This window comes from Vicinamibacterales bacterium (assembly GCA_035699745.1).
Taxonomy (GTDB): Bacteria; Acidobacteriota; Vicinamibacteria; order Vicinamibacterales; family 2-12-FULL-66-21; genus JAICSD01.
Genome location: DASSPH010000104.1, coordinates 33,865 through 59,922, shown reverse-complemented (window position 1 = coordinate 59,922; position 26,058 = coordinate 33,865). Strand labels below are relative to the sequence as shown.

Annotated in this window: 24 protein-coding genes; 8 read left to right on the top strand and 16 right to left on the bottom strand. The window is 68.5% G+C overall.

Annotated features, from left to right (window positions below; translation table 11 throughout):
* Positions 1 to 9 precede the first annotated feature (9 nt).
* The 7 genes from VFK57_24010 to VFK57_23980 form a co-directional block, all read right to left on the bottom strand.
* Positions 10 to 5,091 carry a lectin-like protein gene (locus VFK57_24010; GenBank protein ID HET7698804.1) on the bottom strand — a complete coding sequence of 1,694 codons (5,082 nt, stop codon included), beginning with the start codon at positions 5,089 to 5,091 and terminating at the stop codon, positions 10 to 12.
* A 111-nt stretch (positions 5,092 to 5,202) separates the two neighbouring features.
* Entirely contained in the window at positions 5,203 to 5,610 is a 408-nt protein-coding gene (locus VFK57_24005) for a hypothetical protein (protein ID HET7698803.1), read from the bottom strand.
* Positions 5,611 to 5,612: 2 nt separating this feature from the next.
* The gene (locus VFK57_24000) at positions 5,613 to 6,485 is read right to left on the bottom strand and encodes a DUF5777 family beta-barrel protein (protein HET7698802.1); all 873 of its coding nucleotides are present in this window, start codon (positions 6,483 to 6,485) and stop codon (positions 5,613 to 5,615) included.
* A 115-nt stretch (positions 6,486 to 6,600) separates the two neighbouring features.
* Positions 6,601 to 7,968 carry a sigma-54 dependent transcriptional regulator gene (locus VFK57_23995; protein HET7698801.1) on the bottom strand — a complete coding sequence of 456 codons (1,368 nt, stop codon included), beginning with the start codon at positions 7,966 to 7,968 and terminating at the stop codon, positions 6,601 to 6,603.
* A complete protein-coding gene (locus tag VFK57_23990; GenBank protein HET7698800.1) occupies positions 7,965 to 9,713 on the bottom strand; it encodes an ATP-binding protein in 1,749 nt (582 codons plus the stop codon). Before VFK57_23990 ends, VFK57_23995 begins: the two co-directional genes overlap by 4 nt.
* The gene (locus tag VFK57_23985) at positions 9,710 to 10,375 is read right to left on the bottom strand and encodes a carboxypeptidase regulatory-like domain-containing protein (protein HET7698799.1); all 666 of its coding nucleotides are present in this window, start codon (positions 10,373 to 10,375) and stop codon (positions 9,710 to 9,712) included. The genes VFK57_23990 and VFK57_23985 overlap by 4 nt, the downstream gene beginning before the upstream one ends.
* A complete protein-coding gene (locus VFK57_23980; protein HET7698798.1) occupies positions 10,376 to 11,563 on the bottom strand; it encodes a hypothetical protein in 1,188 nt (395 codons plus the stop codon).
* A gap of 22 nt (positions 11,564 to 11,585) precedes the next feature.
* On the opposite strand from VFK57_23980, the gene VFK57_23975 reads away from it, so the two are divergent.
* Positions 11,586 to 11,846 carry a ferredoxin family protein gene (locus VFK57_23975; protein ID HET7698797.1) on the top strand — a complete coding sequence of 87 codons (261 nt, stop codon included), beginning with the start codon at positions 11,586 to 11,588 and terminating at the stop codon, positions 11,844 to 11,846.
* A 52-nt stretch (positions 11,847 to 11,898) separates the two neighbouring features.
* On the opposite strand, the gene VFK57_23970 is transcribed toward VFK57_23975, so the two are convergent.
* The 3 genes from VFK57_23970 to VFK57_23960 are packed head-to-tail and all read right to left on the bottom strand — an operon-like array spanning position 11,899 to position 15,780.
* Positions 11,899 to 12,381, bottom strand: coding sequence for a hotdog domain-containing protein (locus tag VFK57_23970; GenBank protein HET7698796.1), 483 nt, complete (start codon positions 12,379 to 12,381; stop codon positions 11,899 to 11,901).
* Positions 12,382 to 12,395: 14 nt separating this feature from the next.
* Positions 12,396 to 12,635, bottom strand: coding sequence for a zf-HC2 domain-containing protein (locus VFK57_23965; protein HET7698795.1), 240 nt, complete (start codon positions 12,633 to 12,635; stop codon positions 12,396 to 12,398).
* 7 nt (positions 12,636 to 12,642) lie between these two features.
* Entirely contained in the window at positions 12,643 to 15,780 is a 3,138-nt protein-coding gene (locus tag VFK57_23960; protein HET7698794.1) for a hypothetical protein, read from the bottom strand.
* A 225-nt stretch (positions 15,781 to 16,005) separates the two neighbouring features.
* Here VFK57_23960 and VFK57_23955 point away from each other — a divergent pair, with 225 nt between their 5' ends.
* The 3 genes from VFK57_23955 to VFK57_23945 are packed head-to-tail and all read left to right on the top strand — an operon-like array spanning position 16,006 to position 17,971.
* Positions 16,006 to 16,608: a sigma-70 family RNA polymerase sigma factor gene (locus tag VFK57_23955; GenBank protein ID HET7698793.1), complete on the top strand. Its 603-nt coding sequence runs from the start codon at positions 16,006 to 16,008 to the stop codon at positions 16,606 to 16,608.
* A gap of 23 nt (positions 16,609 to 16,631) precedes the next feature.
* The gene (locus tag VFK57_23950) at positions 16,632 to 17,408 is read left to right on the top strand and encodes a zf-HC2 domain-containing protein (protein ID HET7698792.1); all 777 of its coding nucleotides are present in this window, start codon (positions 16,632 to 16,634) and stop codon (positions 17,406 to 17,408) included.
* A gap of 5 nt (positions 17,409 to 17,413) precedes the next feature.
* The gene (locus VFK57_23945; GenBank protein HET7698791.1) at positions 17,414 to 17,971 is read left to right on the top strand and encodes a TlpA disulfide reductase family protein; all 558 of its coding nucleotides are present in this window, start codon (positions 17,414 to 17,416) and stop codon (positions 17,969 to 17,971) included.
* Between the two features lie 13 nt (positions 17,972 to 17,984).
* On the opposite strand, the gene VFK57_23940 is transcribed toward VFK57_23945, so the two are convergent.
* Both VFK57_23940 and VFK57_23935 read right to left on the bottom strand, forming a co-directional pair.
* On the bottom strand, positions 17,985 to 18,209 hold the full coding sequence (locus VFK57_23940) for a hypothetical protein (GenBank protein HET7698790.1): 225 nt from the start codon (positions 18,207 to 18,209) through the stop codon (positions 17,985 to 17,987).
* Between the two features lie 234 nt (positions 18,210 to 18,443).
* Complete coding sequence (locus VFK57_23935; protein ID HET7698789.1) at positions 18,444 to 19,169, bottom strand: endonuclease/exonuclease/phosphatase family protein; 726 nt, start codon at positions 19,167 to 19,169, stop codon at positions 18,444 to 18,446.
* A gap of 29 nt (positions 19,170 to 19,198) precedes the next feature.
* Here VFK57_23935 and VFK57_23930 point away from each other — a divergent pair, with 29 nt between their 5' ends.
* Both VFK57_23930 and VFK57_23925 read left to right on the top strand, forming a co-directional pair.
* Complete coding sequence (locus VFK57_23930; protein ID HET7698788.1) at positions 19,199 to 19,564, top strand: hypothetical protein; 366 nt, start codon at positions 19,199 to 19,201, stop codon at positions 19,562 to 19,564.
* Between the two features lie 2 nt (positions 19,565 to 19,566).
* Positions 19,567 to 19,869: a hypothetical protein gene (locus tag VFK57_23925; protein HET7698787.1), complete on the top strand. Its 303-nt coding sequence runs from the start codon at positions 19,567 to 19,569 to the stop codon at positions 19,867 to 19,869.
* A 49-nt stretch (positions 19,870 to 19,918) separates the two neighbouring features.
* On the opposite strand, the gene VFK57_23920 is transcribed toward VFK57_23925, so the two are convergent.
* Together VFK57_23920 and VFK57_23915 are read right to left on the bottom strand one after the other, a co-directional pair.
* Positions 19,919 to 20,515, bottom strand: a complete 597-nt coding sequence (locus VFK57_23920; protein HET7698786.1) for a hypothetical protein — start codon at positions 20,513 to 20,515, stop codon at positions 19,919 to 19,921.
* Between the two features lie 58 nt (positions 20,516 to 20,573).
* A complete protein-coding gene (locus tag VFK57_23915; GenBank protein ID HET7698785.1) occupies positions 20,574 to 21,449 on the bottom strand; it encodes an SCO family protein in 876 nt (291 codons plus the stop codon).
* Between the two features lie 119 nt (positions 21,450 to 21,568).
* On the opposite strand from VFK57_23915, the gene VFK57_23910 reads away from it, so the two are divergent.
* Positions 21,569 to 21,952, top strand: a complete 384-nt coding sequence (locus tag VFK57_23910; protein ID HET7698784.1) for an RNA-binding protein — start codon at positions 21,569 to 21,571, stop codon at positions 21,950 to 21,952.
* A 72-nt stretch (positions 21,953 to 22,024) separates the two neighbouring features.
* Here VFK57_23910 and VFK57_23905 read toward each other — a convergent pair whose 3' ends face one another.
* Together VFK57_23905 and VFK57_23900 are read right to left on the bottom strand one after the other, a co-directional pair.
* Complete coding sequence (locus tag VFK57_23905; protein ID HET7698783.1) at positions 22,025 to 22,774, bottom strand: ABC transporter ATP-binding protein; 750 nt, start codon at positions 22,772 to 22,774, stop codon at positions 22,025 to 22,027.
* A gap of 108 nt (positions 22,775 to 22,882) precedes the next feature.
* On the bottom strand, positions 22,883 to 25,288 hold the full coding sequence (locus VFK57_23900) for an ABC transporter permease (protein HET7698782.1): 2,406 nt from the start codon (positions 25,286 to 25,288) through the stop codon (positions 22,883 to 22,885).
* A 276-nt stretch (positions 25,289 to 25,564) separates the two neighbouring features.
* On the opposite strand from VFK57_23900, the gene VFK57_23895 reads away from it, so the two are divergent.
* On the top strand, positions 25,565 to 26,053 hold the full coding sequence (locus VFK57_23895) for a hypothetical protein (protein HET7698781.1): 489 nt from the start codon (positions 25,565 to 25,567) through the stop codon (positions 26,051 to 26,053).
* The last annotated feature ends 5 nt before the right edge of the window (positions 26,054 to 26,058 follow it).

Genomic DNA, 26,058 nt, shown 5'->3' with positions numbered 1-26,058 from the left:
CACAGCTGGCTAGCGCACGGCGCCGCCCGGGGCCGGCGGCTCCGGTGACTGTACGATCACGCACTGGGAGAACTCCGACGTGTTGCTGGAGGCCCAGTTGCGCGCCGTCGCCACGAGCGCCCGCCCCGCCGGCACGGCGAACGGGAACGTGATGTCGAACACGCCGTTGCCGTCCGCGTTGGTGGGGAAGTCGGTCACGCCCACCTGCCGCTGCCCTTCGCCGAACCCGGACGGATCGCACGTCGCGTTGTCGAAGAAGCGGATCTCGAACAGTGTCGACGCGCTGCTGCTGAACGTGCCGGTGACCCGGAAGCTGCCAGGCAGCGCCTGCGCCGACGTGAGCACCGGGTAGTTCTGGATGCCGTCGGCCTCGCCCGCGTCGTTCGCGGTCACGCCGCCGCCCCCCTGATCGATCCCGAGCAGGCCGTTGCCGAAGATCGAATTGAGCTTCACCGCGTTGCCCACGCCGTTCAGCTCGACCCCGTTCCGCAGGTTGAAGGCGATCGTGTTGGTTTCCAGGGTGTTGTTGTCCGACGCCCCGGTGGCGCGGATGCCGTTGCCGGTGTTCGGCAGCGCCGTCGTGCCGTCGGCGGCGACGCCGATCAGGTTGCCGCGGATGCTGTTTCCGCTGGCGTTGGTCAGCATGATGCCGTTGCCCTGGATTTCGACGTCTCCGTTGCCCGAAATCAGGTTGCCGTCAGCCGGCGCCCCGCCGCCGATCGCGTGGCCGCTGGTGTCGTCGGCCAGAATGCCGGTGATGTTCGGCACCGCCGACGTCCCGTTCGGACTGGTGCCGATGTAGTTGCCGATGATCGTCGCGCCGCCCGAATCGGACTGCAGGAAGATGCCGAGGTTGTTGCCCGAGATCACGTTCCGATCCTCGGCGCCGTTGCCGCCGATCTGGTGCCCCGCGCCGTGCACGTCGATGCCGATCTGGTTGCCGGTCGCGAGACCCGTGCCGGTCAGTCCGATGTAGTTGCCGCGGACGACGGCATTGCCGCCGGTCCAGAGCTGGATGCCGGGGCCGGCAGTGAACCCGATGATGCCGATCCGTCGAATCTCCGTGCTCGCCGCCTCGACCCGCAGGCCCGGCGCCGGTCCCGCATCCGCGCCGTCGATGAAGACGAGCGGGACGCCCGAGTAGCCCGGCTGCGTCGTCCCGTCGATGCCGACCGGCTGCGTGATGAAGGGCAGCGGGGTGCTGAGCGAGATGATGTGCGGACCCGCGTCCGGAATGTCGAACACGATCGCGTCCTTCGAGGCGCCGTTCGCGTTCGCGTCGAGAAGCGCCTGGCGCAGGGTGCCCGCGCCCGCGTCAGCGGTGCTGGTCACGGTAAAGGTCGAACCGGTGACCGCATATTCGACGAGGTAGCCGAGCGTCGGCAGGGCGCCGTCGAGCGCGACGCTGTTCTTCCAGGTGCCGTCGGCGGACATCTCGACGAAGAACTCGGTGCCGGGATTGTCCGGTTCGCCCGCGGCCCAGTTCGTGTAGGTGAGCGGCTCGCCGCTGATCCACGCGAAGCCGGCGTCGCCGCTGCCGTCCGGATCGTGCATGCCGATCCAGGCGCGCAGATCTCCCTCGCCGCGCAGGGCGTTCACGAAGGCGTTCTCGGCGGCGCTCGTCACGGTGACCAGCCGCCCGCTGAACCCCGCGTGCGAGCGCGCCGCCGCCGCGGTCCGCGCCGCCTCCCAGGTCAGCCCGCCGTCGCGCACGTACTCGTAGTAGTTGCCGTTGCCGCCGGCGTCGACGGCCCACTGCAGGACACCCGGGTAGATCACGAACGAGTCGCTGAACCCGGTCGTCAGCGGATAGCCGATCGCCTGCACCACCGCCTCGAGGCGGTAGCGGCCGGCGGGCAGCGGGCTGAGGTTGAACACCGCCTGGCCGCTCGCGTTGCTGACGGCGTTCAGCGTCGGTCCGACCTGCGCGTCGCCGGGGACGGTGTGCACCGAGAGCGCGACGACCACGCCGGGGACGACGGCTCCCTGCGGGTCCGTCACCGTGACGCCGACCTGGCCGAGGGCGGCTCCCGCGGCGGCGTTCTGCGGCAGCGCGCCGAACGCGATGTCGATCGCCGGAGGCACGGCGACTTCGACGGCGGGGGCGACGACGAGCGTGCCGTTGACCAGGCTGACGTCGAGCGCCTGCGCGACCACGGCCGGCGTCACCTGCTGCACGGCGTCGAACGTGATGCCGTCCGACAGGTTCTTGTCCATCACCCGCAGCGTGATCTTCGCCGTCTCACCCGGCGCGAGCCACAGCGTCGCGTTGGCCGCACTGGGATCCTGCACGTTGGGATCGCCAGGCTGTGTCGAGGTCAGGAACCGCGGACGCGTGATGTTGGCCAGCAGCACGTTGTGCGCGTGCAGGGCGAGCGTGCAGTTCACAGCCACCGGCGTGGTGTACACCTTGTGCAGGACCAGCTGGATCGCGACCTGGTCCGGCGCCGGCTGCGCGCCGTTCAACAGCAGCTGCACCGAGTAGGACGTCGTCGTATTGCCGTTGTTGGTGACGGTCCACGACGTGTCGGTCAGCGACTGATTCGAGATATCCGGATTGCTGATGTCGGGGTTGCTGATGTCGGGGTTGCTGATGTCCGGGTTGCTGATGTCCGGATTGCTGATATCCGGGTTGCTGATGTCCGGATTCGCGACCTGCACGTTCGAGATGTCGGGGTTGCTGATGTCCGGATTGCTGATGTCCGGGTTGCTGATATCAGGGTTGCTGATGTCCGGATTGGAGATGTCCGGGTTCGAGATGTCGGGGTTCGCTACTTCGGCGTTCGAGATGTCGGGATTGCTGATGTCCGGATTGCTGATGTCCGGGTTGCTGATGTCAGGGTTGCTGATGTCGGGATTGAGGATGACGGTGCTGCCGAGGCCGGAGGGCAGCTCCTGGCCGCTGGCGCCCGTCTCCTTCACCGCTACGCGGACCTGCGCGTGCGGATCCGTGGACGTGACGTAGACGTTGCGCGCCACCGTCGAGCGGGCCGGCACGATGACGTCGAGGATCGTCAGCGGCGGCGGCGATTGCGCGTCGTAGGGCGGCAGCGGTGTCTCGAGGAACGACGCGCGGCCACCGGCCGGCTGGTTCTCGATCGTCAGGCGGAAGCTGCGGGAGACGTCGGTCGCGTTCTGCGCGAACACCACGAACGCGCGGGGCAGCAGCGGACTGAGCGGTTTGGTGTTGCCCGGCGATCCGGCGACGAGGCCGCCGGTGATCCGCGCCGTGTAGATGTTCTGGTTGCGCATGCCCTCCCGTCCCGGCATGCACACGGGCAGCGTCTGCGTCGGATCGAACGAGCTGGGGCCGCCGGTCGACCCCGGCGGCGTATACGACGTCCAGTCGCCGTTCGCCGGAGGCACCACGTCGCGGTTGTCGGTCCACACCAGGTGAAACAGCGGCGAGCTCGCGGGCGCGGTGTTGAACGCCCACCCGCCTCCTGCGGCGGGCACGAACGACGGCGACGGCGCGAGGTCGATGTAATCGCCGATGAACGGCACCGTCCCGAGCTTGAACAGCTTCAGGTTCGGCGGGTTGAACTGCAGCTGCTCGACCGGCCGCGGCCCGGCGCCGGGGCGGCTGCCCATCAGGTATTCCGACACGCGGACCGAGGGATGGAACGCCGGCGCCGCCGCAGGATCCGCCATCGCGGCGCGGACGTCCACCGTGTGCCGCTTGTTGGCGATCGCGATCGCCGACGTCTCGTCGACGAACTTGCGGAACACGAGCGACACGTCCTCGCGGAAATCGTAGTACCCGACCATCAGCTTGCCGCCGGCAAAGCTCAGCGAGGGCATCACCTGGTGTCCCGCCAGCGCGTCGTTCGCCACGGTGGACGGCTCCGTCCACGTCGTTCCGGTGGTGGAGGTCGCGATCAGGATCCGCGCGTCGCCGTCATCGGCATCGGTATTGAGCGGCGCGAAGCCGCGTTCCGACCAGACGACGTAGACGCGGCCGCTGCCGTCGACCGTCATCGAGGGATAGGCGTTGGTGCGGAACTGGTAGGTCTCGGTCCGTTGATCGAGCGACGCCAGATCGGTGAGCTCCGTCGGCTGGGTGAACCTCTTGCCGTGGATCTCCCTGGTCAGCCCGACCTTCCTCCCGCGCGGGAAGCGGCGGGCGCGTCCGGGCGGGTCCCACTTGCGGCCCTGGTCCAGCGACCGCACCACCATGATCGAGTCGTCGGTGCCGTCGGCGGTGAAGCGCCGCCACGCCAGATAGATGGTTCCGTTGCGCGGATCGATCGCCATCGTCCCGCCCTGGTTGATCGGATCGGCGCTCGAGCTGATCTGCTGCGGCGGGCTCCACGTCGCGCCGCAGTCGAGCGAGCGCGAGAAATACAGCTGCGAGCGGGTCTCGGCGGCGGTCTCGACAATCAGGCTGAAGACGGCGTAGGCGGCGCCCCCGGGAAACGACTGCGTGGTGTGGATGATCCGGTTCGGATCGGTGGCGGTCGGGCTCTTCTGCGACGTGTTGATGGTGCAGGTCGGCGCGCCGGTGCGGGGGACGTCGACGGCGAACCACGGCTTGTCGATGAACGCGGTGCCGTCATTGGTTGCGATCAATGACGTGCCGAGGAACACGATCGGGTCGCCCGCTTCCTGGTTGTTGTTGTCGATGAAGCGCGACACGAACATCGCGCTCTTCGCCGGCGTCGAGCGGTCGAACACGATCCCTGAGTAATAGAACAGGCCGTTCGTGCCGGCGCGGACGACGGGATCCGCCGCCGCGGAGTAGGCGCGGAGCGGCGAGGTGCTGCCCGCATCCTGCGGGTAGCCGGGGATCAGCGTGCTGCGCCACGTGTTGCCGCCGTCGAACGACTTGAACACCCCCATCCACGCGTCGCCGGTTTCGTTGCTGTTCGGCAGGCCGGGCAGATCGACGGTGCGGTAGTCGTTGGCCCCGGCGAGCAGGTGCAGCGGGTTTCGCGTCGAGGCGGCGATCGACGGCTCGTTCTGACGCTGCAGGTACGGGTCGCCGCCTGGAGAGGTCGTCCCCGACACCATGTTGACGTTGCGTCCGGGAACCTGGGCGAGGACCGCGGCGGAGCACGCCGCGAATGCAAGCGACGCAAGCACGCTGCGCATGATGTCTGCTCCCTCTGCGACTGAGCGCGCAAGTATAGATCCGCCCGCGGACGCCGCGGGCAGAATCCAGCCGGTGGGAGCGCGGCGATCGAAAGTCGCCGCCAGGGCAGACTATTGAACGTTGATGGTGCCGCGCAGGCTGTTGTTCGAGTCGTTCAGGTGATCGTGATACCCGCAGCTGCCGCTGTTGGCGAAGATGCGGGTCGTGCGCGTGGCGCCGGGCGCGAGCGTGCCGAGCCCCGCCTCGATGCCCGGGCACGTGCCGTGCTGCGGATGCGGGTTCGACGCAATCTCGTGCGCGCGGCTGTCGTTGTTCACGAAGGTCACGGTCTGGCCGACGGCGACGGTGACCGTCGATGGATTGACCCCGGCGGACGTGATGGTGACCGTCGCGCCGCTCGTGCCGCCGGCACCGCCGTCGCGCACGGTCGCGCCTCCGGGGGATGTGGGTGAGCCGCCGCACGACGCGATCAGGACCGCCGCCGCCGAACCGATGAGCGCATGGCGAAAGAGTTTCATGGTCAGAAGAACTTCCTTGCGATGTTGAAGCCGATGAACCAGGAGTTGTTGTCGACGGCGCCGCGCGAGACCTGCGCGAGCGTCGTGCCGATGCCGTTCGAGACGTTGATCTGGAAGGTGTGCCCGCCCGAGCGCATTTCGATCCCGAAGCTCGCCTGGCTGACGCCGGGGTCGTAGCCGGCGAGCCGCGGCGAGATCTCGCCGACGAGATACAGCGCGGGGCGGACCCTCACGCGCCCGCCCAGGCCCAGCATCAGGGTGTCGTTGTCCCCTTCGTCGAACGGGCTGCTGTTGACGACGAAAATCGGCTCGGCGTACAGCGCCGCGATCCGTCCGACCTTGCGTGACACGAGCAGCCCGATCGCCGACGAGCGCTGGCCGCGCAGGTTGTTGGTGCCTTCCAGCGTGGCGATGGCGTCGAGGCCGATCGGATGCCCGTCCGGCGCCTGCCGCAGCAAACTCTGCTGCCCGAAGATCTGGATGGTGCGATCGCTGGTGCGGTGCACCCCGAGTTGCGTTCCCGGCAGCAGCCCGTACCGGAACTCGAGGCCGATCTGCGCGCCGGAGTCGAAGCCGAAGAAGTCGCTCAGCAGGTCGCCGAAGTCGCCGCGCCCCAGCGAGCGCGTGAAGCGGTGCGTCACGCGGAACGAGCCCTTGCCTTGCGGCACCCGCAGCGTGGTCGGCAACGCCGCCAGGCTGAAATCGGGCTGCAGCGGATCGACGCGGCGGTCCGGATCGGACGTCGCGGGCTCCGCCGGCTGCGCCGGCTGGGTGGGTTGGGCGGCCTGAGCGGGCTCGGATGTCTGGGCCGCCGCGGGACGGCCGGCGAGGAGCAGCAGCAGCGCCGCGAGAACAGTTCGTGAACGTATCGTCATTTGGCGTCCTGTGGTCGCAAAGGCGATGCCCGCGCCAGCCGCGAAAAACGCGGGAAAAGATGCGCGGCGCTTACGGCTTGGGAAAGTGCTTACGCGGCGCGTAACGGATGCGGCCTCACTCGATGCGGTGCTTCGCGAGGTAATAGCTCAAGGCGCGCTGGCTGATGCCCATCAACTCCGCGGCGTCCTTCTTGATCCCGTTGGCGCTCTCCAGCGCGCGGCGGACGCTCTCGCGTTCCGCCCAATCGAGGTTCTGCCGCAGCAGCATCGACGGCAGTCCGGGAGTCGCCGCCGACTGCACGCCGAGCAGGCGGACCACGTCGGGCCCGATCACCGCGCCGGGCGAGAGCACCACCGCCCGCTCCACCGTGTTCTCGAGCTCCCGCACGTTTCCCGGCCAGTCGGCGGCCTCGAGCGCCTGCAGCACCGCGGGCTCGATCCCTTCGATCCGCTTGCCGGCGCGCTGCGCGTGCTTGCGGATGAAATGCTCGACCAGCAGCGGGATGTCTTCGCGCCGCTCGCGCAGCGGCGGAATGTGGATCGGGATCACGTTCAGGCGATAGTAGAGATCCTCCTGGAAGCGTCCGTCCGCCACCATCTGGCGGATGTCCCGGTTGGTCGCCGCGATCACGCGGACGTCGACCTTGTGGCTCCGCTCCGATCCGAGCGGTTCGAACTCGCGCTCCTGCAGCACGCGCAGCAGCTTCGCCTGCAGCGCCGTCGCCATCGTCCCGATCTCGTCCAGGAAGATCGATCCGCCGTCCGCGAGGGCGAACTTGCCCTTCTTGCTGGTGAGCGCGCCGGTGAAGGCGCCGCGGGTATGCCCGAACAGCTCCGATTCCAGCAGGTTTTCCGGGATCGCCGCGCAGTTCACCTTCACCAGCGGCATCTCGCGCTGGGTGCTGTGGAAGTGGATGGCGCGAGCGACCATCTCCTTGCCGGTGCCGGTTTCGCCGGTAATCAGCACGGTGCTCTTCGACTTCGCGACCATCTCCGCCGTGCGGATCACTTCCTGAATCCGGCGGCTGCGCCCGACGATGCCGTACTGGTTGAATTCCTCGTCGCGCTCGCTGAGCAGGTACCCGTGCTGCGTCCGCAGGCGCTGATGATCGATCGCGCGGTTCACCACGACGAGCAGCTCGTCGATCTCGAACGGTTTCTGCAGATAGTCGAGCGCGCCCAGCTTCATCGCCTCGATGGCGCTCTCGACGGTGGCGTGGGCGGTCATCATCAGGATCTGCGGCCGTTCGTTCGCGGCGGTCGTGGTGACCACCTCGCGGATCAGATCGAGGCCCGTGAGCTCGGGCATGAGGTTGTCGACGATGAGCACGTCGAAGGTCCCGCGCGCGAGCAGGCGCTGCGCCTCGCGAGGGTTGCCGACGGCGACCACCTCGTGCCCCTCTTCGCGCAGGGCCTGCGCGAGCGCGTTGCGGATCTTCGCTTCGTCGTCGACGAGAAGAATCGAGCCGGTTTTCCTGGTCATGCGGTGGCGGCGTCGAGGGGCAGCTCGATGCGCACTTCGGTGCCGCGATCGCGCTCGCTGGCGACGACAATCCGTCCGCCCAGCCCCTCGATGATGTTGCGCGAGATCGCAAGACCGATGCCGGTCCCGGTGCGGCGCGTGGTGAAGAACGGATCGAAGATCCGCGGCAGGTCCTCGGGGGGGATGCCGCCCCCCTTGTCGGTGACGGTAATGGCGGCCCGCCGGCCGTCCAGCCGCGCGGTGCGGACCTGCACCCGGCCGTCGACCGGCGCCCCGGCCTCGCCGACCGCCTGGATGGCGTTGCCGATGATGTTGACCAGCGCCTGCCGCAGGCGGCCGGCATCGACATTGGCGGCCTGGATCCCGGGATCGAGCGTCAGCCGGATGCCGGTGCAGCCCGCCGCCGCCTCGGCGGCGTGCACCGCATCGCGCGCCAGCGCATTGAGATCGGCGGACCCCAGTTCGAACTTGATCGGCCGCGCGAAGTCGAGCACCTCGGTGACGATGCGATTCAGCCGGGTGATCTCCTCGTCGATGTCCCCCGCGGCGGCCTGCACCTGCTCCGGACGCACCCCCTCGCGCCTGAGCGACCGCAGCGAGGTCTTGATGATCATCAGCGGATTGCGGATTTCGTGCGCGACCACGGTGGACAGCCGGCCGAGCGACGACAACCGCTCGCGCTGCGTGGCCTCGCGCTGGAAGCGCTCGATGGCGTCGGTCATCGAGTTGAACGTGGTGGTCAGCAGCCGCGCGTCCTCGTCCTGCCATTGACCCTCGCGGACGGGAATCCGCCGCGAGAGGTCGCCGCTCGCCGCCATTTCCCGCATCGTCGACGTGACGACGCCGAGCGGCCGGGTGACGGTCCGCGCGATGGCGTAGCCGAACAGCGTGGCGAGGAAGACGGCGACGACCGCAGTGGCGCCGAGCTGGGTGTGCAGTTGATTGAGGAACCGCAGCTGCTCGGTCTGCGACCGCAGCACCACGCTCATCGGCTGCCCGCCCGGCCCCGGCGGCCCGAGCGCGTTGGCGAACGCCAGATACTCTTCGCCGTCCAGGGTGATCCGTTCCGACGCGCCCGGCCGCGACAGGAGCGCCGCCAGCGACGGCCACGTATGCGTCGGCAGCGTCGCGGCGCGAATCGCGCCGTTCACGCCGAAGGCGATCTCGCTGTTGGTCAGCTTCTTGAAGTGGGCGGCGCGGTTGTTGTCGAGGCTGGCGCCGAGGATCAGCGTGCCGAGCAGCGCCGGCTGCTGCGGATCGATCCAGATCGGCACCGACTTGATCAGCAGGATGCCCTGCCGCTCCGGCCAGAACGCCTCGTGATCGGCGGCCGTCGACGCGCGCGGCGTCACTGCGGCGACCAGCGCCTCGTCGGCGACGTCGCTGCCGCCCAGGCGCGCCAGGATCCGTCCGTCCTTGTCGGCGATGGCAAACAGATCCGCGTTGGCAATCTGGCTCTGATACTCGCGCGCGACCGGCAGAACGGTTTCGGGATCGCGGGTATCCACCGCGGCTTTCAGCCGCGGCAGGTCGGCGATGAGCTGGGCTTCACGGGTGAACGCCTCGAAACTCAACTTGCGGTATTCGTCGACCAGCGTGGCGGCTTCCTCGATGCCGCGCTGCAGCTCGCGATCCCCCTGCCGCGTCACCGCCCGGTTGACGATGTAGACCGCCGCCGCGATCGACAGGACGGCGAGCAGCGCCGTCGCGAAGAAGATCCGGTTGGTCAGCGAGGAGACGTTCATCGCAGTGTGAAGTCCGCAGAGACGTCGCCGCCGGACTCGCCGATCGCGACCTGGCGTCTGGGCGGCTCACCGGACAGTGTCTCGTTCCACACCGCCAGCGTGTAGGTGCCGGGCGGCACCCCCTCGATCCTGTAGCGGCCGTCGTCGTCGGTCACCGCGAAGTAGCGATGCGCGAAGACGAGGATGAACGCGCTCATGTGCGAGTGGATCTCGCAGAACACGCGGACGATGCCCGGCCGATCGAAGCGCCATGCGCGGGAGCGGCCGGAGGCGTAGCGCCCGAGGTTGAACTCGTGCCCCTTCGAGAGCGAGAACACGTTGTGGTACGTCATGTCGGTGTTCGGAAAGTCGACCCAGGTGCCGGCCGCGACGGCGAGCACGTGCGGCACGAACCGCTCGTCGCGCTGGTTGAGCCGGGCGCGCCGGTCCTCGCCGGGCTCGAAGGCGGCGCGCGGCGCCGTCTCGAGATAGACGACGCTGCTGCGGCGCTCGGCCGGATCGCGAGCCTGCCCCATGCCGAGTCCGCCCGGATCGGGCCGGGCGTCGCGCAGACTGCGCTCCACGCGCACGTCGACGCGTCCGCGGATCGTGCCGGACGCCGGACGTCCGCCGGCCAGCACGAGGGCGAGCCCCACAGTCAGCAACACCGCCAGCCCCGGCATTCAGAACCAGTACGCCAGCTGCCCGGAGAGGAAGGTCCGGGCCGTGATCCGCCCGCCGTCGCGCCAGTTGCGCTGAACCGCCGCCCGGGCGGTGAGGTTGCGCCGGAGGTACAGTCCCGCCCCGACTTCGACGCGCGTCACCGGCGCGTCCCAGGTGGTGGGCTCGCCGCCGAACAGCCGCTGGCCGCGGACCTTCGAGAAGGTCAGGCGATCGGCGCGGGCGGCCGCGAAATAGCGCGCGCCGAAGCGGTAGCGCCCTTCGAGGAAGCCGCCGATCGCGCCGAGCGGGTCGTCGAGCGACGGCGCGGCGAGCGCCGGCAGCGTCCACCGGCTGGCGATCACTTCACCGCGCACGATCCAGTAATCGCGCGAGTACTCCGCGTCCACGCCGAGGGCGCGCTGCGTGAACGGGCCGTCCGTCCGGACGGCGCCGAGGTTCGCGACCGAACGCGCCAGGAACGCGCCGCGCGCCGCCGACGCGCCGACGACCAGCCCGACGATCGGCTTCCACGCCACCCTGCCGGACACCTGCACGCCGTCGTTGTCGTCGCGCACCCGCGGCTTCGACAGCGTTCCCCTGGTCACCGCGACGGAGCCGTCGATGCGGCGGCCGGTGGCGTAGGCCTCGACGCCGGTGTCCCAGCGATAGGCGCTCATGAGCGGCACGCCGGGCGCCTGCGCGGCCGAGCCGATCGGGAAGGTGGCGCGCCAGCCGCGGCCCCGCATCGCCAGCAGATCGTCGGCCGACGCGGGAATCGCGTCCGGGCGCAGCGAGGTGAGGTACTGGTAGGCGAGGGGATAGCCGATGAGCGCGTTCCCCTCGGTTCCGTAACTGCGGCGGCTGAACGCGCCGAACACCGGCGGAATCCGGCCGGCCTGCACGAAGAAGGGGCGGCCGGCGAAGGGGCGCACGCGCGCGTACACCGCATAGGGGATCAGACGCTGCGCGTCCTCGGATCGCACCTCGCCGAGCAGCGCGAGCCGCGATCCGGCGCGCCACATTCCCGCGAGCGACACCCGGAACATGCGCAGCGCGTTGTGTTCGTAGTCGGTGTAGTTGAAGAACGCCGCGCCGTCACGGCTGCCGGCGGTCGCGGTCACTTCACCGCTCGCGGTGAGCTGCGCGCGCGCGCCCGCGGGGACGCAGAGCAGGAGGGATGCGGCGGCGAGGCGTCGCCAGGTAAACATGGGGTGGTATATAGTTATAGCCGTGGCCTACATCATCTGCGAACCCTGCATCGGGACCAAGGACACCGCGTGCGTGGACGTCTGTCCGGTGGATTGCATCCACCCACGCAAGGATGAACCCGAGTTCGCCACCGTCGAGCAGCTCTTCATTCACCCTGACGAGTGCATCGACTGCGGCGCATGCGTCCCGGCGTGTCCGGTAGAGGCGATCTTCGCGCTCGACGAAACCCCGGACAAGTGGAAGGGGTTCATTCCGAAGAACGCGCAGTTCTACCAGAAGTGAACGGCGGCCGGCGCGGCTGACGCGGCACCGCGCGCGGGGCGGGGCGATCCGTCTACGGCATCACCGCCGGCGTCGCGCGCGACTCGAGGTCCTTGCGCGCCAGCAGCCGCTCGGCGCGGCGCCGGTTGGCGTCGGCGGCGCGCTGCTTCTCCTCGTCGGTCTCGAGCACCAGTCCCGGGATGGGGATCCGCCGGTTGTCGCGATCGATCGCGACGAACGTCAGGTAGGCGCGGCTGGTCATCCGCCGCACGCCGGTCAGCGTCTCTTCCGAGAACACTTCCACTTCCACTTCGAGCGACGTGCTCCAGGCCGCGGTCACGCGCGCCTTCAGGATGATCAGATCGCCCACCTTGATCGGGTGCAGGAACTGCAGGCCGTCGACCGCGGCGGTGACCAGCAGGCTGCGGGTGTGGCGGTGGCAGGCAATGGCGCCGGCGATGTCGATGAGGTGCATCACCGTGCCGCCGAGGATGTAGCCCAGCGGATTGGCGTCGTTCGGCAGAACGACCTGCACCATCTCCGTCGCGGACTCCACGGCCCGCTTCGGCGCTAGTTGTCGTGGCATTTGGCGTCGATGAACGACCTGACGGTGAGGCGCAGATCCGGCGGCAGTTCCTCGTCGCGGAGCGAGCGGAGCAGCGAGACGGTGGACTCGTAGGTGCGGAGCTGCGCGACGCACCGCGGGCACTTCTGCAGGTGCGCCTCCAGCTCCGCCCGGAGGTCCGGGCGGAGCTGGCGCTCGAGATAATCGGCCAGCAGCTTGACGACCGACCCGCAGCCGCAACCCATTCAAGTACTAGAAGTCGTAGCCAATCCAGACGCTGAACTTCGGCCGGCGCAGCCAGCGGCTGCCGCTGCTCTCGCCGTCGAGCGCCGCGCGGTACGAGTACACGAGGTCCTCCCAGTCCTTGTTGAACAGCGTCCGCCACGACCAGTCGAAATGGATCGGGAAGCCGAGCGCAAAGGTCTCGAGGCCGATGCCGTAGGACGCACGGCCGTCGACCAGACGGAAGCCGGTCACGTTCTTCACCGGCCCCAGAATCGGCGTGATCTGGCCGGTGAACGGATTCTGCACGTAGTCGAGGATCGGCTGCTGGCTGATCGGCTCGCGCGTGTAGAGCCGCAGCTTGTTCTGCGCGAACTGCGAGCCGCCGAAATTCGCGAACATCACCGCGCGCAGTCCGCCGATGACGCCGAGCGGCGTGAGCGCCGCCTCGATGACGGGGAAGCGCAGTTCGGCGTTGGCGAAGAACGCCTTGTTGCCGATGAACTCGAGATACTCGTACCCGCGCAGCTCGGAGTTGCCGCCCGAATACAGGTACGACGGGTAATCGCCCCAGCTCTTGAGGCCGCGGAAACGGAACGCGAGCACGCCGTTGGTGGCCAGCCGGATGTACTTTCTCGCGTCGACGTCGGCGGTCTGCCGCGAGATGAAGCCACTCATCTTCGGCGCGTATTCGTAGCCGACCCGCAGGGTATGCCCGGAGAGCGGGCCGTACTCGCGGAACACCGTGGTCTCGCGCACGTAGGCGATGCCGAGCGGCAGCAGCTTGCCGTCGGCGAACAGGCTCCGGCCGTAGAACTGCTGCTGGTAGTCGTCGGCCACCGCCTGGAGGTCCGGGTCGTCGTAGCGCTGCTGGAACTGGATCAATCCGCCCGACAGCTCGAATCGCGCGTAGCGGTTGATCGGATAGATGCCGAACGCCGTGCCGCCGCGCGCCGTCTGCGTCGCCAGCGCGTCGTCGTGGCTGAGGAACCCGTACTGCGCGGCGTAGAACGTGCCGGCGTTGTTGGCGTAGTAGAACTGCGTCTGCGAGAAGCCCTGCAGCGCGTACTGCAGGCGGCGCGACAGGTTCAGGTACGAGAACGACAGCGTGCGGTACTGCGAGACCGACTCGGCATACAGGCTGAACTGCTGATCGCCGAGGACGTCGGTGAAGGTCACCTGCGTGCCGCCGAAGATGTCGCCGCCGCTGGTGACCCCGACATTGACCGGCGGGCGTCCTTCCAGGAACAGCTTCTCGAACCGCCCCTTCACGCGCTTGTTGCTCTCCACCAGCGTGTGGCTGAGCGGCGGCTGGAACTCGATGATCGGCCCGGGCGTGCCGAAGTCGGCGGTGGCGACGGTGTGCAGCGCTTCCTTCTGGGACGGCACCGTGTGGATGCCGTACTCCCCCTTGTAATAGGTGATGAACGCCACCCGCTGGGCCTTGCCTTCGTCCCGCAGGACCACGGGCGAGACGTTGCCGCCGAGCGCGTCGGTGTACTGCTTCAGCTCGTTGGTCTTGAGGCTGAGCGTCCACACGTTGTAGATGTTGCCGTTGCGCGCCACCTCCGGGGTGATCGGCTGGTTCGGATCGACCGCGGTCGACGGAAACACCAGCGTGTCGGCGTCGATGAACTGCGCCGCCCCTTCGTCGTGGGTGCCGAACGTGAGCTGCGTCTTCTGTCCGCTGGCGACATCGAGGCGGAACAGCTTGTCGTTGCCGCTCACCCGCGCCAGGTAGACGATCGACTTGCCGTCGGGCGACCAGGTCGGCCCGTAGTCGCCGAAGCTGTCGTTCGTCACGTTCTTGATTTCGCCGGTGTCGAGATTGATGGTGAAGATGTCGCCGACGGCGTTGCGCAGGCCGGCGAACGCGACCATCCGGCCGTCAGGGCTGATGTCGGGCGACTCCGCCATGTCGACCGACTTGATCTGATGGCGCTTCTCGATCTTCTTCGACAGGACGTTCTGGAGCACCAGCTCCTTCTGCTTCTCCTTGCGCGCGAAGTAGGCGATGCGATCGCCGACGGGGGACCACGACATCCACGGCACCGCGTTGCCGCGGAACCCTCCCGGCGTCGCGATGTACTCGAATCCGAAGCCGGTGTTGAACCCGCCGGTGAGATTGCCGATCACCTTGCTGTCCTTGGTCGACAGCAGGATGATGTCCAGTTCCTGATCCTTGCGGTTGCCGGCCGCCACGGCCAGCATGTCGCCGGAGGGGGACGGCTCGATGGAGACCACCGACACGTAATTGGTCTTCCCCCGCTTCGGCGCCAGGTCGCGCCCGTAATCCTGCGGCCGCTCCTTGTCGCGGAACGGCTTGAAGCGGTCCTTCAAGTACTTGTCGAACTGCTCGTCGAATTCATCCGGCTTCAGCTTGAAGGCTTCCTCGTAGGCGCTGTCGCCGCCGCCGATCACGCTCTTGCGCAGCGCGAAGAGGAACTGCCGCAGCCCTTCCTTCCCCCACTTCGACTCGATGAACTCGAACGCGGCGTGGCCGAGGTTGTAGGGCAGGCGGCCGTCGGCGAACTGCACGCCCTGGAAATCGCTCATCGGCGGGACGATGTCGGCGATCGCGGCGTCGCGCACCGACATCAGGTCGAACGGGTTCCAGTAGCCGGTGTTGAAGTCGGCGAGCCCCTCGTCGACCCACAGCGGCAGCCCGCGGCGCAGCAGCGTGCGGGGGATGATGTCGAATTCGAAGATGTGGGTGAGTTCGTGGGTGATCAGGCGGTAGAGCGCGTCGGACGGCTCGTCGATCGGCAGCACCATGCGATCGCGATACGGTTCGGCGAACGCGAGCACGCCTTCGGGCAGTTCGCCGGGCTCGATGTTCTGCTGCTGGAACTCGCTCGCGGTCTTGTAGAGGACCATCGGCACCTTGAACGCGAGGTCGTGCTTCAGATCCGAGCTGACCTGCTGATAGGCGCTCTCGGCGTAGCTGGCGATGCGCTCGAGGTGCGGCTCGATCTCCGGGTAGTAGTAGATCTCGAAGTGATCCGTCGTGTAGGTGTGCCACTTGAAGTGGTCGTACTTGATGCGATTCTTGTTGTAGTACGGCACGAAGGGCGTCTGTGCGCTGGCGGCGATCGTGCCCGCGACGAAGACGCTCAGAAAAGCAATGCCGAACGGCGCGCGTAAACCGCGCCAGGTGCGCGTACTCATGTCTCCACCTCGGATGGTGCCGATGTTACTGTGACTAAGACGTTTGCCGCAACGGCAGGGTCCCCGGCCAAACCGCCCGTCCGGGGCGCGCAGCAAGCCACGTGCCCCCGGCCGAGGTCGCCGCGGCCGCGAATTCCGTGATCCGGCGGCGCTCGACTGTCCCCCGCCGGCAACGGCCGGTGTCCTCCGCGCGATACAATCGAGGAATAAACCGGCATCCCGCCGGTGTTTTCCTACATGGCGTTCCGCCGTTCTTCCACCCGGGGCCAGGATCGCGGTGCCGACGACGAGTTTGCACGCGCGGCCTTGTCGCACATCGACAGCCTCTACGGGCTGGCGCTGCGCCTGACGCGCCGGGCGGCGGACGCCGAGGATCTGGTGCAGGACACGTATCTGAAGGCGTTTCGCGCGGCCCATCAGTTCGAGGCCGGCACCAACCTGAAGGCGTGGCTGTTCACGATCCTCCACAACACGTTCAGGAACGCCCGCCGCCACCAGGGGCGCAACCCGGTGGACGTGGACAGCGAGGCGGTCGAGCGGGCCGCCGGTGACGGTCCGGCCGACGAGACGCCGGAGCAGATCCTGTCCCGGCAGACGCTCGACGCCGATCTGCAGGCGGCGCTCGACGCGCTGCCGGACGGGTTCCGGCAGGCGGTCTGGCTGCGCGACGTCGAGGAGCTGTCGTATGCGGAGATTGCCCGCGTGCTCGACGTGCCGATCGGCACGGTGATGTCGCGCATCTCGCGCGGACGGCGGGCCCTCGCCGAAGGGCTGCAGGCCCGCCGCGCCCGCGCCGAGGCGCCGGCGGGGATGGGCGTGAGGAATTAGGCGTCTCATGAGCAGAACCACCCATGGCTGACCGGATCAGGAACTGCGGCGACCTCGACGAGCGGCTGACGCCGTTCGTCGACGGCGAGGCGGCGCCGGCGGAGAACGCGGCGGTGGGCGCGCATCTCGCCGCCTGCCCGCCGTGCCGGACGCAGGCGGACAACGAGCGCACGGCGCGTGATTTGATCCGCGAGCATCGCGCGGAGCTCAGTCCCCGGGCCCCGGCGGCGCTGCGCGAGCGCTGCGCCCGGCTCCGCGCCATCCCCGCCTCGGGCGCCGCGCCGCCCGGTATCGCCGCCACGCTGCGAAAATGGGCGCCGCTCTCCGTCGCCGCCACGTTAGTGCTGGCGGTGGCGGTCGTCTTCCTGCTCGGCTTGAACGACGGCGCCGAGGCGCTCGCCGCGAGCCTCGCCGTCGATCACGTGAAGTGCTTCAAGGTCAGCGTGCCCGCCGCGCCGGTCGACGCCGCCGACGAAGGACGTCAGTGGCAGCAGAAGCAGGGTTGGCCGGTGGTGATTCCGCCGGCCGCGGCCGCCGAGGAACTGCAGCTTGTCGACGTGCGCCGCTGCTACTCGAGCGACGGCCGCGCCGCGCACCTGATGTACAACTGGCGCGGCAAGCCGCTGTCGCTGTTCGTGCTGCCGCAGGACACGGGGCGCCAGCGCGCGCTGCGGAAGATCGGACAGGACGCCATCATCTGGTCGGCGAACCAGCGCACCTACGCGGTGATCGCGTCGGGCGGACCGCCGCCGCAGGATCTCACCCGCGTCGTCGCCTATTTCAAGGCTACAGCCAAGTAACGATCATGAAATCACGCTGGATCATCGCGGGCGCCGCGGCGCTCTCGCTCGGAATTCTCACGCTGCCGCTGCTGCGCGGCAGGAGCGGCGGAGGGGAGGCGATCCGTCCCGCCGCCGACAGCGTCGCCTCGAAGAGCCCGTCGTGCGATCAGAGCGGCGTCGGCACGTTCGACTTCGTGTTGAAAGACCAGCACGACGTGCCGGTGAAGATGACGGAGTTCAAGGGCAAGGTCGCGATCGTCAATTTCTGGGCGACCTGGTGCGGCCCCTGCAAGGTGGAGATCCCCGACTTCGTGAAGCTGTACAGCGAGTACAAGGACAAGGGGCTCGTCATCGTCGGCATCTCGGTCGACGACAGCCCGGAGCAGCTGCAGTCGTTCATGCAGGAGTTCAAGATGAACTATCCGGTGCTGCAGATGACGCCCGACGTCGAGACCGCGTGGGGCCCGTTCTACGGCTATCCGACGTCGTTCGTCGTGGCGCGCGACGGCTCGATCTGCACCAAGCATCTCGGCCCGGCGACGAAAGAGCAGTTCGAGAAGGAGATTAAAGCGCTGTTGTGAGGGGCGTCGGGCCCTACGACTCTTCTTCGAACTCTTCTTCGATCGGCGGCCCGACGCGGGTCGGCGGGCGAAGTGCTTCGCGATAGTCGTACAGCGGCAGCCCTGAGACGTGAACCGTGAGCGGGCACGAGGACGCCTTCTGGTCGACCACGACGGTGACCGGGCTGCCTTCGACCCCCTCACGGAACGAGAGGCGGCACCCGCAGGCCAGGCGCGCGTGAGTGAAGCCTTTCAACATCTTGCGGAATTGTACTACACGCCGATTTGGAAATTGGGAAATTTGGAAATTCGGAAATCTACGAGAAGATTTCCACATTTCCAGATTTCCAAATTCCCACATTCCGAACCCCGCCAACCGAACGGCGCGCTGCAACGTCTTATGCACGAAAGCCGACGACGTCCGCGGACACCCCGCCGCGGCCCGTCCGGACCGCGGTCTCCTCCTGACCGACTGTGACGTCGTCGGCTCGCGTCACCCGATCCGCAGGTTCGCCACCAGCGGCAGATGGTCCGACGCCATCAACGCCTGCCGGGTGCGCGGCATCTCCACGCTGACCACCTCCACCCGCCCGTCGTAATAGATGTGATCGAGGTGGACGACCGGGAAGAGACCGGGATACGTGCGGCGGCGCCGCAGGTGCTGCGAGATGTCGACGCTCTCGAACAGCGACGACAGCGTCTTGGTCGCCAGCCCCTTCATCCATTCGTTGAAGTCCCCGAGGATGATCTTCGGCCCGGTCACGCGCCGGTCGTGGACGAACGCGGCGAGCCGGCCCGCCTGATACCGCCGCTCGAGGACCGCCGTCCCCAGGTGCACGTTGTAGACGTGCAGCACGCTGCCGTTGATGTCGAGATCGGCGCGCTGGCAGTTGCGCGCCTCGCAGGTCTTCCACGACAGGTCGTAGCTGCTGTGGTGGACGATCGGATAACGGCTCAGGACGACGTTGCCGAACTGGTGCTGCCGCAGCGTCCGCACGCAGTTCATCACCCAGCCCATGCCGAGCGCGGCGCCGATCTCCTCCGCCTGCCCGGCGCCGACCGGTCCGGCGCCGATCACTTCCTGCAGCGCGATGACATCCGCGTCGATCTGGCGGAGCACGTCGACGATGCGCCCGGGGACGACGCGGCGGTCCATGCCGCGGCAACGGTGGATGTTGTAGGTCGCGATCCGGACGTCCTGTGCCGTCGACTCGGTCATGGATGAGGAGGGCGCATTATCATAGCGTGGTGCGCGAGAGGCGCGGGATACTCCTGGTGCTCGTGGCGCTGCTGCTGGCGGCGGGATGCCGCACCGAACTCCCCCCGATCCGCCAGCGCGGGGCGTGGCTGGTGATCGAGAACCAGACCAGGTCGCCGTGGCGCGACGTGACCGTCACGCTGAACTCGTACTACCGCGGCGTGTCGCCGACGCTGTCGGCCGGCGGACGCCTCGAAGCGCCGCTCGCCAGCTTCGTGACCGGGTTCGGGCAGCGCTTCAACACCTCGCGCGAGCACATCAGCCGCGTCGAAGTCCGCGCGACGGATGCCGCCGGCGCACCGGTCGCCCTGGACTGGGACGAGAACACGGGCCCGCCGCTCGTGATGGAGAAATAGCCGTGGCCAAGCTGAAGTCCGAAATCGAAGTCGCCTGTCCGTGCTGCTCGGCGATGCTCGTCATCGACACCAACCTGCAGCGCGTCATCCGCCACAGCGACCCGCCGTCGGCCGATCGCCCCGAGCTGGACGACGCCCAGCGGATCCTGGCCGAGCAGGCGGCGCGCCGCGAGGCGCTCTTCCAGAAGTCCGTCGCCGAGGAGCGGACGCGGGGGGATGCCCTCTCGAAGCGCTTCGAGGAAGCGCTCCGCCAGGCGCGCGAGGAACCGATCACCAAGCCGACGCGCGATTTCGATCTGGATTGATCCGGGCGGCGTCCCCCGCCGGCCGCCGCTCGCTCGCCGCGGCACGTGGTCACCAGTGACCCTTGGGCAGCGCGGACCACGTGTGCCGATCCTTGTAGTACAGCGGCTTGCGGCCGTCGTGCTGCCGGCGGTACGCGACGTACTTCCGGCGCAGCCGATCGATGCGGCTGTCCGACGAGTTGATCGGGCGGTGCGGCGCCTCGAGCAGCACACGCTCCGCCTTCCAGACGTTCCGCTCGGACAAGCGCCAGTCGTACTCGCCCAGCAGATCGCGGAGATCGACCACGGTGTAGCCGGTGATCCGGCCGTGATAGTCGATGTACGGCTCCACATAGCTCAGAGCGAGCGCGCGCGCCGTCCGGAACACCGGCCTCCGGCCGTGCAGGCCGGGATCCCGCGAGCGGGCGACCGCGCCCCAGCGCCCCCGCCGGCGGTAGACGAACAGGACGTGATCGAGCTCGTCGATCGACTCGAAGCTGAGAATGAGCGGCGGATAGCCGTGCTGCTCGAGAATCGTCGCGGCGGCGAGGGCCGCCTCCATGCAGTGCGCAGTGCCGTGGGCGACGACGCCGCGGAAGCTGCGGAGCGTCGCACCGCCGGGCGGCGGCTCGTCATTGTAGGGCAGCGCGTTCAGATAGCGCTGCACCAACTCGGGTGTGCGGCAGCGCCGAATGACCGCGCGCTCGCGCGTGGTGAATGCCGACCTAGCGGGCGCGGAGATCGGCAAGGATCCCATCGACCGTCCAGTCGCTGCCCGAGTACATCTTGACCAGCCGTCCCTGCGGATCGACGATCGCGGTCCGCAGGTTGTGCGTGATGCTCTGTGCCGTGTCCTGCTCGTCGATCGTCGACACGCCGAACCGCGAGGTGAGATGGTCGATCGAGGCCCGTGTCCCGGTCACGTAGCTCCACGTCTTCGGATCGGCGCCCCGCAGCGCCGCGTGCTTGCGAATCACGTCAGGCGTGTCGTGCGCCGGATCGAAACTGATGGAAACGAGATGCGCCCGCTCCCGCAGCGCCGGATCGGCGGCGATCGCGCGCTGGACGTCCGCGAAACGCCGATCCATCAAGGGACAGAAGTCCGGGAGTGGACATCTGGTGTACACGAACGTGACGGCGAGTGACTTCCCGCGCCAGTCGGAAAGTGTGCGCGCCCGCCCTTCCTGATCCACGAGCGCGTCGTCGGGGACCTGGTCGCCGGCGTTCATCACCTCCATCACGCGGACGGGACGGCTGCCGGGCGGCAGGTCGGCGTGCCCCGTCTTCTTCACGTCGTCGAGGTGGATGTCGCTGCCGGCGATCACGAGGGTGGCACTGACGAGGTCGCCGGGCTGCAGGCCGTCGAGCATCGCCGGGTTCCTGACGAAATAGGCCATGGACATGGCGGGCATGAAGCCCGGAATGTCCTCGTGCTTCACGGACATCTCGCGCCGGCCGTCGGCACGGGGCTCCCCGATACTGAGGATTTGTCCGCGCAGGGGATAGGTCCGCTGCTGCTCAGCCGGCGGACCGCACCGGGACGCGCCGGCGATGACGAAAATCACCAGGCACACGAGGGCCAGTCTGCGGCGGCGGAGCATATCTTCACTGTAAACCGCGCGGCACATATCCTGCTACATTTCGCCCGGATGGCGGCCGGCTGCGCGCGGCGGCCTGCCGCCCCAACCGTTCCGCGCGCCAGCCAGGAGTAAGTGACAGCATGGGCAGGAGACTCTACGTCGGCAACCTCCCCTATTCCGCGACGGAGGAGCAGCTAACCGAGCTGTTCGGCCAGGCCGGCAAGGTGGACAACGTGCGAGTGATGCGCGATATGGCCACCGGCCGTGCGCGCGGCTTCGCCTTCGTTGAGATGGCGACGGACGAAGACGCGCAGAAGGCCATCAGCCAGTTTCACGAGCAGCAGATGGAAGGACGCGCGCTGGTGGTCAACGAGGCGCGGCCGAAGCCGGAAGGGGGCTTCGGGGGCGGGGGCGGCGGCGGTCGCGGCCGGGGCGGCGGGGGCTTCGATCGCGGCGGCGGTGGAGGGTATGGCGGCGGCGGCGGATACGGCGGCGGGGGTGGCAAGCGCGAGCCGCGCTGGTGAATACGCGACGGACGACGGAACGGAGACGGAAGTACGTCCGGCTTCGTTCCGTCGTCCGCCTTCCGCTTTCGCCTATTCGTCGACGATCCAGCCGTCCCGCAGATGGATGATCCGGCTGCCGTAGCCGGCGTTCACTTCCGAGTGCGTCACCTGCACGATCGTCGTGCCCCCCTCGTTCAGCTTCTTGAACAGCTCCATGATTTCCTTGCCCTGGCTCGTGTGCAGGTTGCCGGTGGGCTCGTCCGCCAGGATGACCTTCGGATTCGAGATCACGGCGCGGGCGACGGCGACGAGCTGCTGCTGGCCGCCGGAGAGCTGGTTCGGGTAGAGGTCCTTCTTGCCGACGATCGCGAACTTGTCGAGGATGTCGCACACCATGCTCTCGCGCTCGGATTTCTTGATGTCGCGATACGAGAGCGGGATGTCGAGGTTCTCGTACACCGTCAGGTGATCGAGCAGGTGGTAGCTCTGGAAGACGAAGCCGATGTACTGCTTGTGCAGCTTGGCGCGCTCTTTCGCGCCGAGCCGGTGCACCGGCTGGTCGAGAAAATAGTACTCGCCGGTCCACGCGCTGTCGTGCATGCCGATGATGTGCAGCAGCGTCGACTTGCCCGCGCCCGACGGGCCCATGATCGACACGAACTCGCCGTCCTTGACGTCGACGTTGACGCGGCGGAGCACGTACGAGCGGCTCGTGCCGTGCGCGTACGACTTCTCGATGTTGCGCAGCGCAACCAGCGCGTTCGGCGCCAGCGATTCGCTCTCGGCGGCGCTGGCAGCGGCGGCCGCCGCAGGCGGCGAGCTTCGGCTGAAAAAGGACATAGTCAGGATCTCAAATTTGGAAATCTGGGAATCTGGAAATCTGAGTCAGATTACCAGATTTCGACATCTCCCCAGTTTCCACGCGGTTTCCAGATTTCCAAATTTCCCCTACTCAGCCCTGAGCGCCTCGATCGGATCCGTGCGCATGGCGCGGCGCGCAGGCACGTAGCTGGCCACCGCCGCGACGACGACGAGCAGCAGCGCGGTGGCGGCGAACGTGAGGACATCGGTCGCGCGCACACCGAACAGCAGCCGCTCGAGCGCGCGCCCGACGAGCGCCGCGCCGGCCAGGCCGAGCGCGAGTCCGGCGGCCGCGAGCTTCAGGCTTTCGCCGACGACCAGCCCGAAGATCTGCGCCTCGCGCGCGCCGAGCGCGAGCCGGACGCCGATCTCCTGCGTCCGCCTCGACACGGCATACGACAGGACGCCGTAGATGCCGACCGCCGCGAGGACCAGCGCGACGAACGCGAACACCGCGACCAGCAGCGCGTAGAAGCGTGAGCTGGCGTTGGATTCAGCGATCAACGAGTCGAGGCTCGCGAGCCCGGCGACGGCGATGTTCGGATCGACCTCTTTGATCGCGCGGCGCAGAGGTTCCGCCATCGCCGCCGGCTCGGTCGCGGTCTTCAGCACGACGTTGGTGCCCGCCTCCGGCGTGTGCCAGTAGCCCACGTAGGTCTCGACGACGTTCGCGCCGCGCGCGCCGCGGACCTGAACGTCGGCGACGATGCCGACGATCGTGAACCACGGGCCGTCGTCCGCCAGCCGGATCCGGCGGCCGATCGGATCCTCGCCCGGCCAGTGCTGCTTCGCCATCGTCTCGTTGACGACGACGGTCGGCTCGGGTTCGCGGTCCGCGAAGAGGCGTCCGCGGCGCAGCGGGATCTCCATCGCGGCGAAGTAATTCGCGCTGACCACGCGATACCAGGTCACGAGGGCGTCGGCGCTGCGGGTCGGCGCCGGACGCCCCTCGATCAGGAAGCTGGTGTCGCTGTCGCCGCCGAGCGGAATCACCGACGACAGTGCGGCGTGCGTCACGCCGGGCAGCGCCGCGGTCCGCGCCCGCACCGCGTCGTAGAACGCCACGCGCTGCGCGCTGGTGCGATAGGCGGCCGGCGGCGGCAGGACGAATCCGGCGATGACGCCCCGGGGATTGAAGCCGAGGTCGGCGCGCTGGAGCGCGAGGAAGGTGCGAATCAGCAGGCCGCCGCCGACCAGCAGCACCAGCGCGAGCGCCAGCTCCGCGACGATGAGCGCGCGCCGCGCGCGGTTGCCGCCATCGCCCGTCTGACCGCGGCCGCCCTGCTTCAGCGCGCTGGTGAACTGCTCGCGTCCGGCGTGCCATGCGGGAACGCTGCCGAACAGCAGGCCGGTGAGCAGCGTCAGCGCCGTCGCGAAGGCGAGGACGGTGCCGTCGAGCCCGACTTCGTCGATGCGCGGCGTCCCGGCGGGCGCGATGCTCTTGAGCGCCGAGACGCCCCAGACCCCCACCAGGAGGCCGAGCGCGCCGCCGGCCGCGGCGAGCATCACGCTCTCGGTGAGGAGCTGCCGGACGATCCGCCGCCGGTCGGCGCCGAGGGCGCGCCGCACCGCCAGCTCCCGCACGCGTCCGCTGGCGCGCGACAGGAGCAGGTTCGCGATGTTGACGCAGGCGATGAGCAGCACGAAACCGACGGCGCCGAGCAGCATCATCAACGCAGGACGTAAAGCGCCGACCCGCTGTTCCTGGAGCGGGACCGGATTGATGCCTTTGCCGGAGTCGGACTCGGGATGCGCCTGCTCGAGACGCGCCGCCAGCGCCGCCAGGCCGGCGCGCGCCTGTTCGATCGTGACCCCGTGCTTCAAGCGCCCGATGGTGCGGAACACCGCCGAGTTGCGCGACGGGTTGACGGGGTTCATGCGCAGGGGACGCCACAGCGCCGCGGTGCTGACGAGCCCGGGGGTGAAGGACTCCGGCATCACGCCGATGATCTCGTGGCGCTCGCCGTTGATCTGCACCGCCCGTCCGATCGCCGCCGGGTCGGCGCCGAAGCGCTGCCTCCACAGCCGATGGCTCAGGACGACCACGCGCGGCGCATTCGGGATGTCGTCGCTGTTGCGGAACGTCCGGCCGAAGATCGGCCGGCCGCCCAGCACGTCGAAGTACTCGTACGTGGTCTGCTCACCCGGCAGTGCCTCCGCGTACTCGCCGCCCGACAGGCTCGCGTTCCAGCCGCGCACGCTGGTGAGGCTCTCGAAGACGGCAGTCTCCGCCTTCCAGTCGAAGTGCTGCGACGGCCCGGTCCACTCCGTGGCCGGACCGCCGCGCGGGCGCAGGTCCTGCCACACCATCACCAGCCTCTCCGGGTCGGGATAGGGCAGCGGCCGCAGCAGCAGCGCGTCGATCACGCTGAAGATGGCGGTGTTCGCGCCGATCCCCAGCGCGAGGGTGACAACGGCCACGGACGTCAGTCCCCGCGTCTTGAGCATCAGGCGCAGCGCGTAGCGAACGTCGTGCAGCAGGCCTTTGAGCATCGAACCTCTCAGTTGCCCCGAAGGGCGGTCATCTGATCGAGCCGCGCGGCGCGGCGTGCCGGCACCCGGGGTGCCGCCGGCGCAGTCAGCGTCAGCAGGCCTGAGCCGGAGAGCGAGACCCGTGCCGCCGCCGGGGATTCACGTAATTGTTTGACAGCGCGAACGTTGCGGCTTCGCCTGGGGCGCCGTGCACGGCGTTCGATGTCCGCCGCCGGACGGTTTCCGTCCCACGGCCGCGCAGCCGGATCGCAGTTTGCGTCGTCTTATAACGAAGATATGCCGGCCGCTCCCGTCCTTCTTGCCGGGTTCCTGATGCTGCAGCAGCCGGCGGGGACGCCCCCCGCGCAAGACCTGCCGGTCTCGATCGACCGCATCCAGCGCGCGCTCGCGGCGCCGCCGGCGATCGAGCTCAAGGAGCAGAACCCGGTGTTCCGTCTGGAGGTCTTCGGCCGGAAGCCGACGATTGAAGAGATTCTCGGGGAACAGTTCTGGATCGGCCCGACGCCGTATGGCGGCATGACCCATCAGGACTACCTGAACATGGTGACGCCGAAGCTGGCGCAGCCGTACGCCGGGTTCACCGGCGGTCACCTGGTCGCGCAGGCGCTGCTGACGCTGTCCGAGCAGTGGGCGCTCAAGCAGGCCATCAAGAAGTTCCGCAGCGCCCTGACCGATCGCGAGCGCGAGGCGGCCCGCAAGGAAGTGATGGAGGCGCTCGCGGCGCTCGAGAAGGCGCGCCGCGAGGCCGGGCTCTCCTCCAGATAACAGCC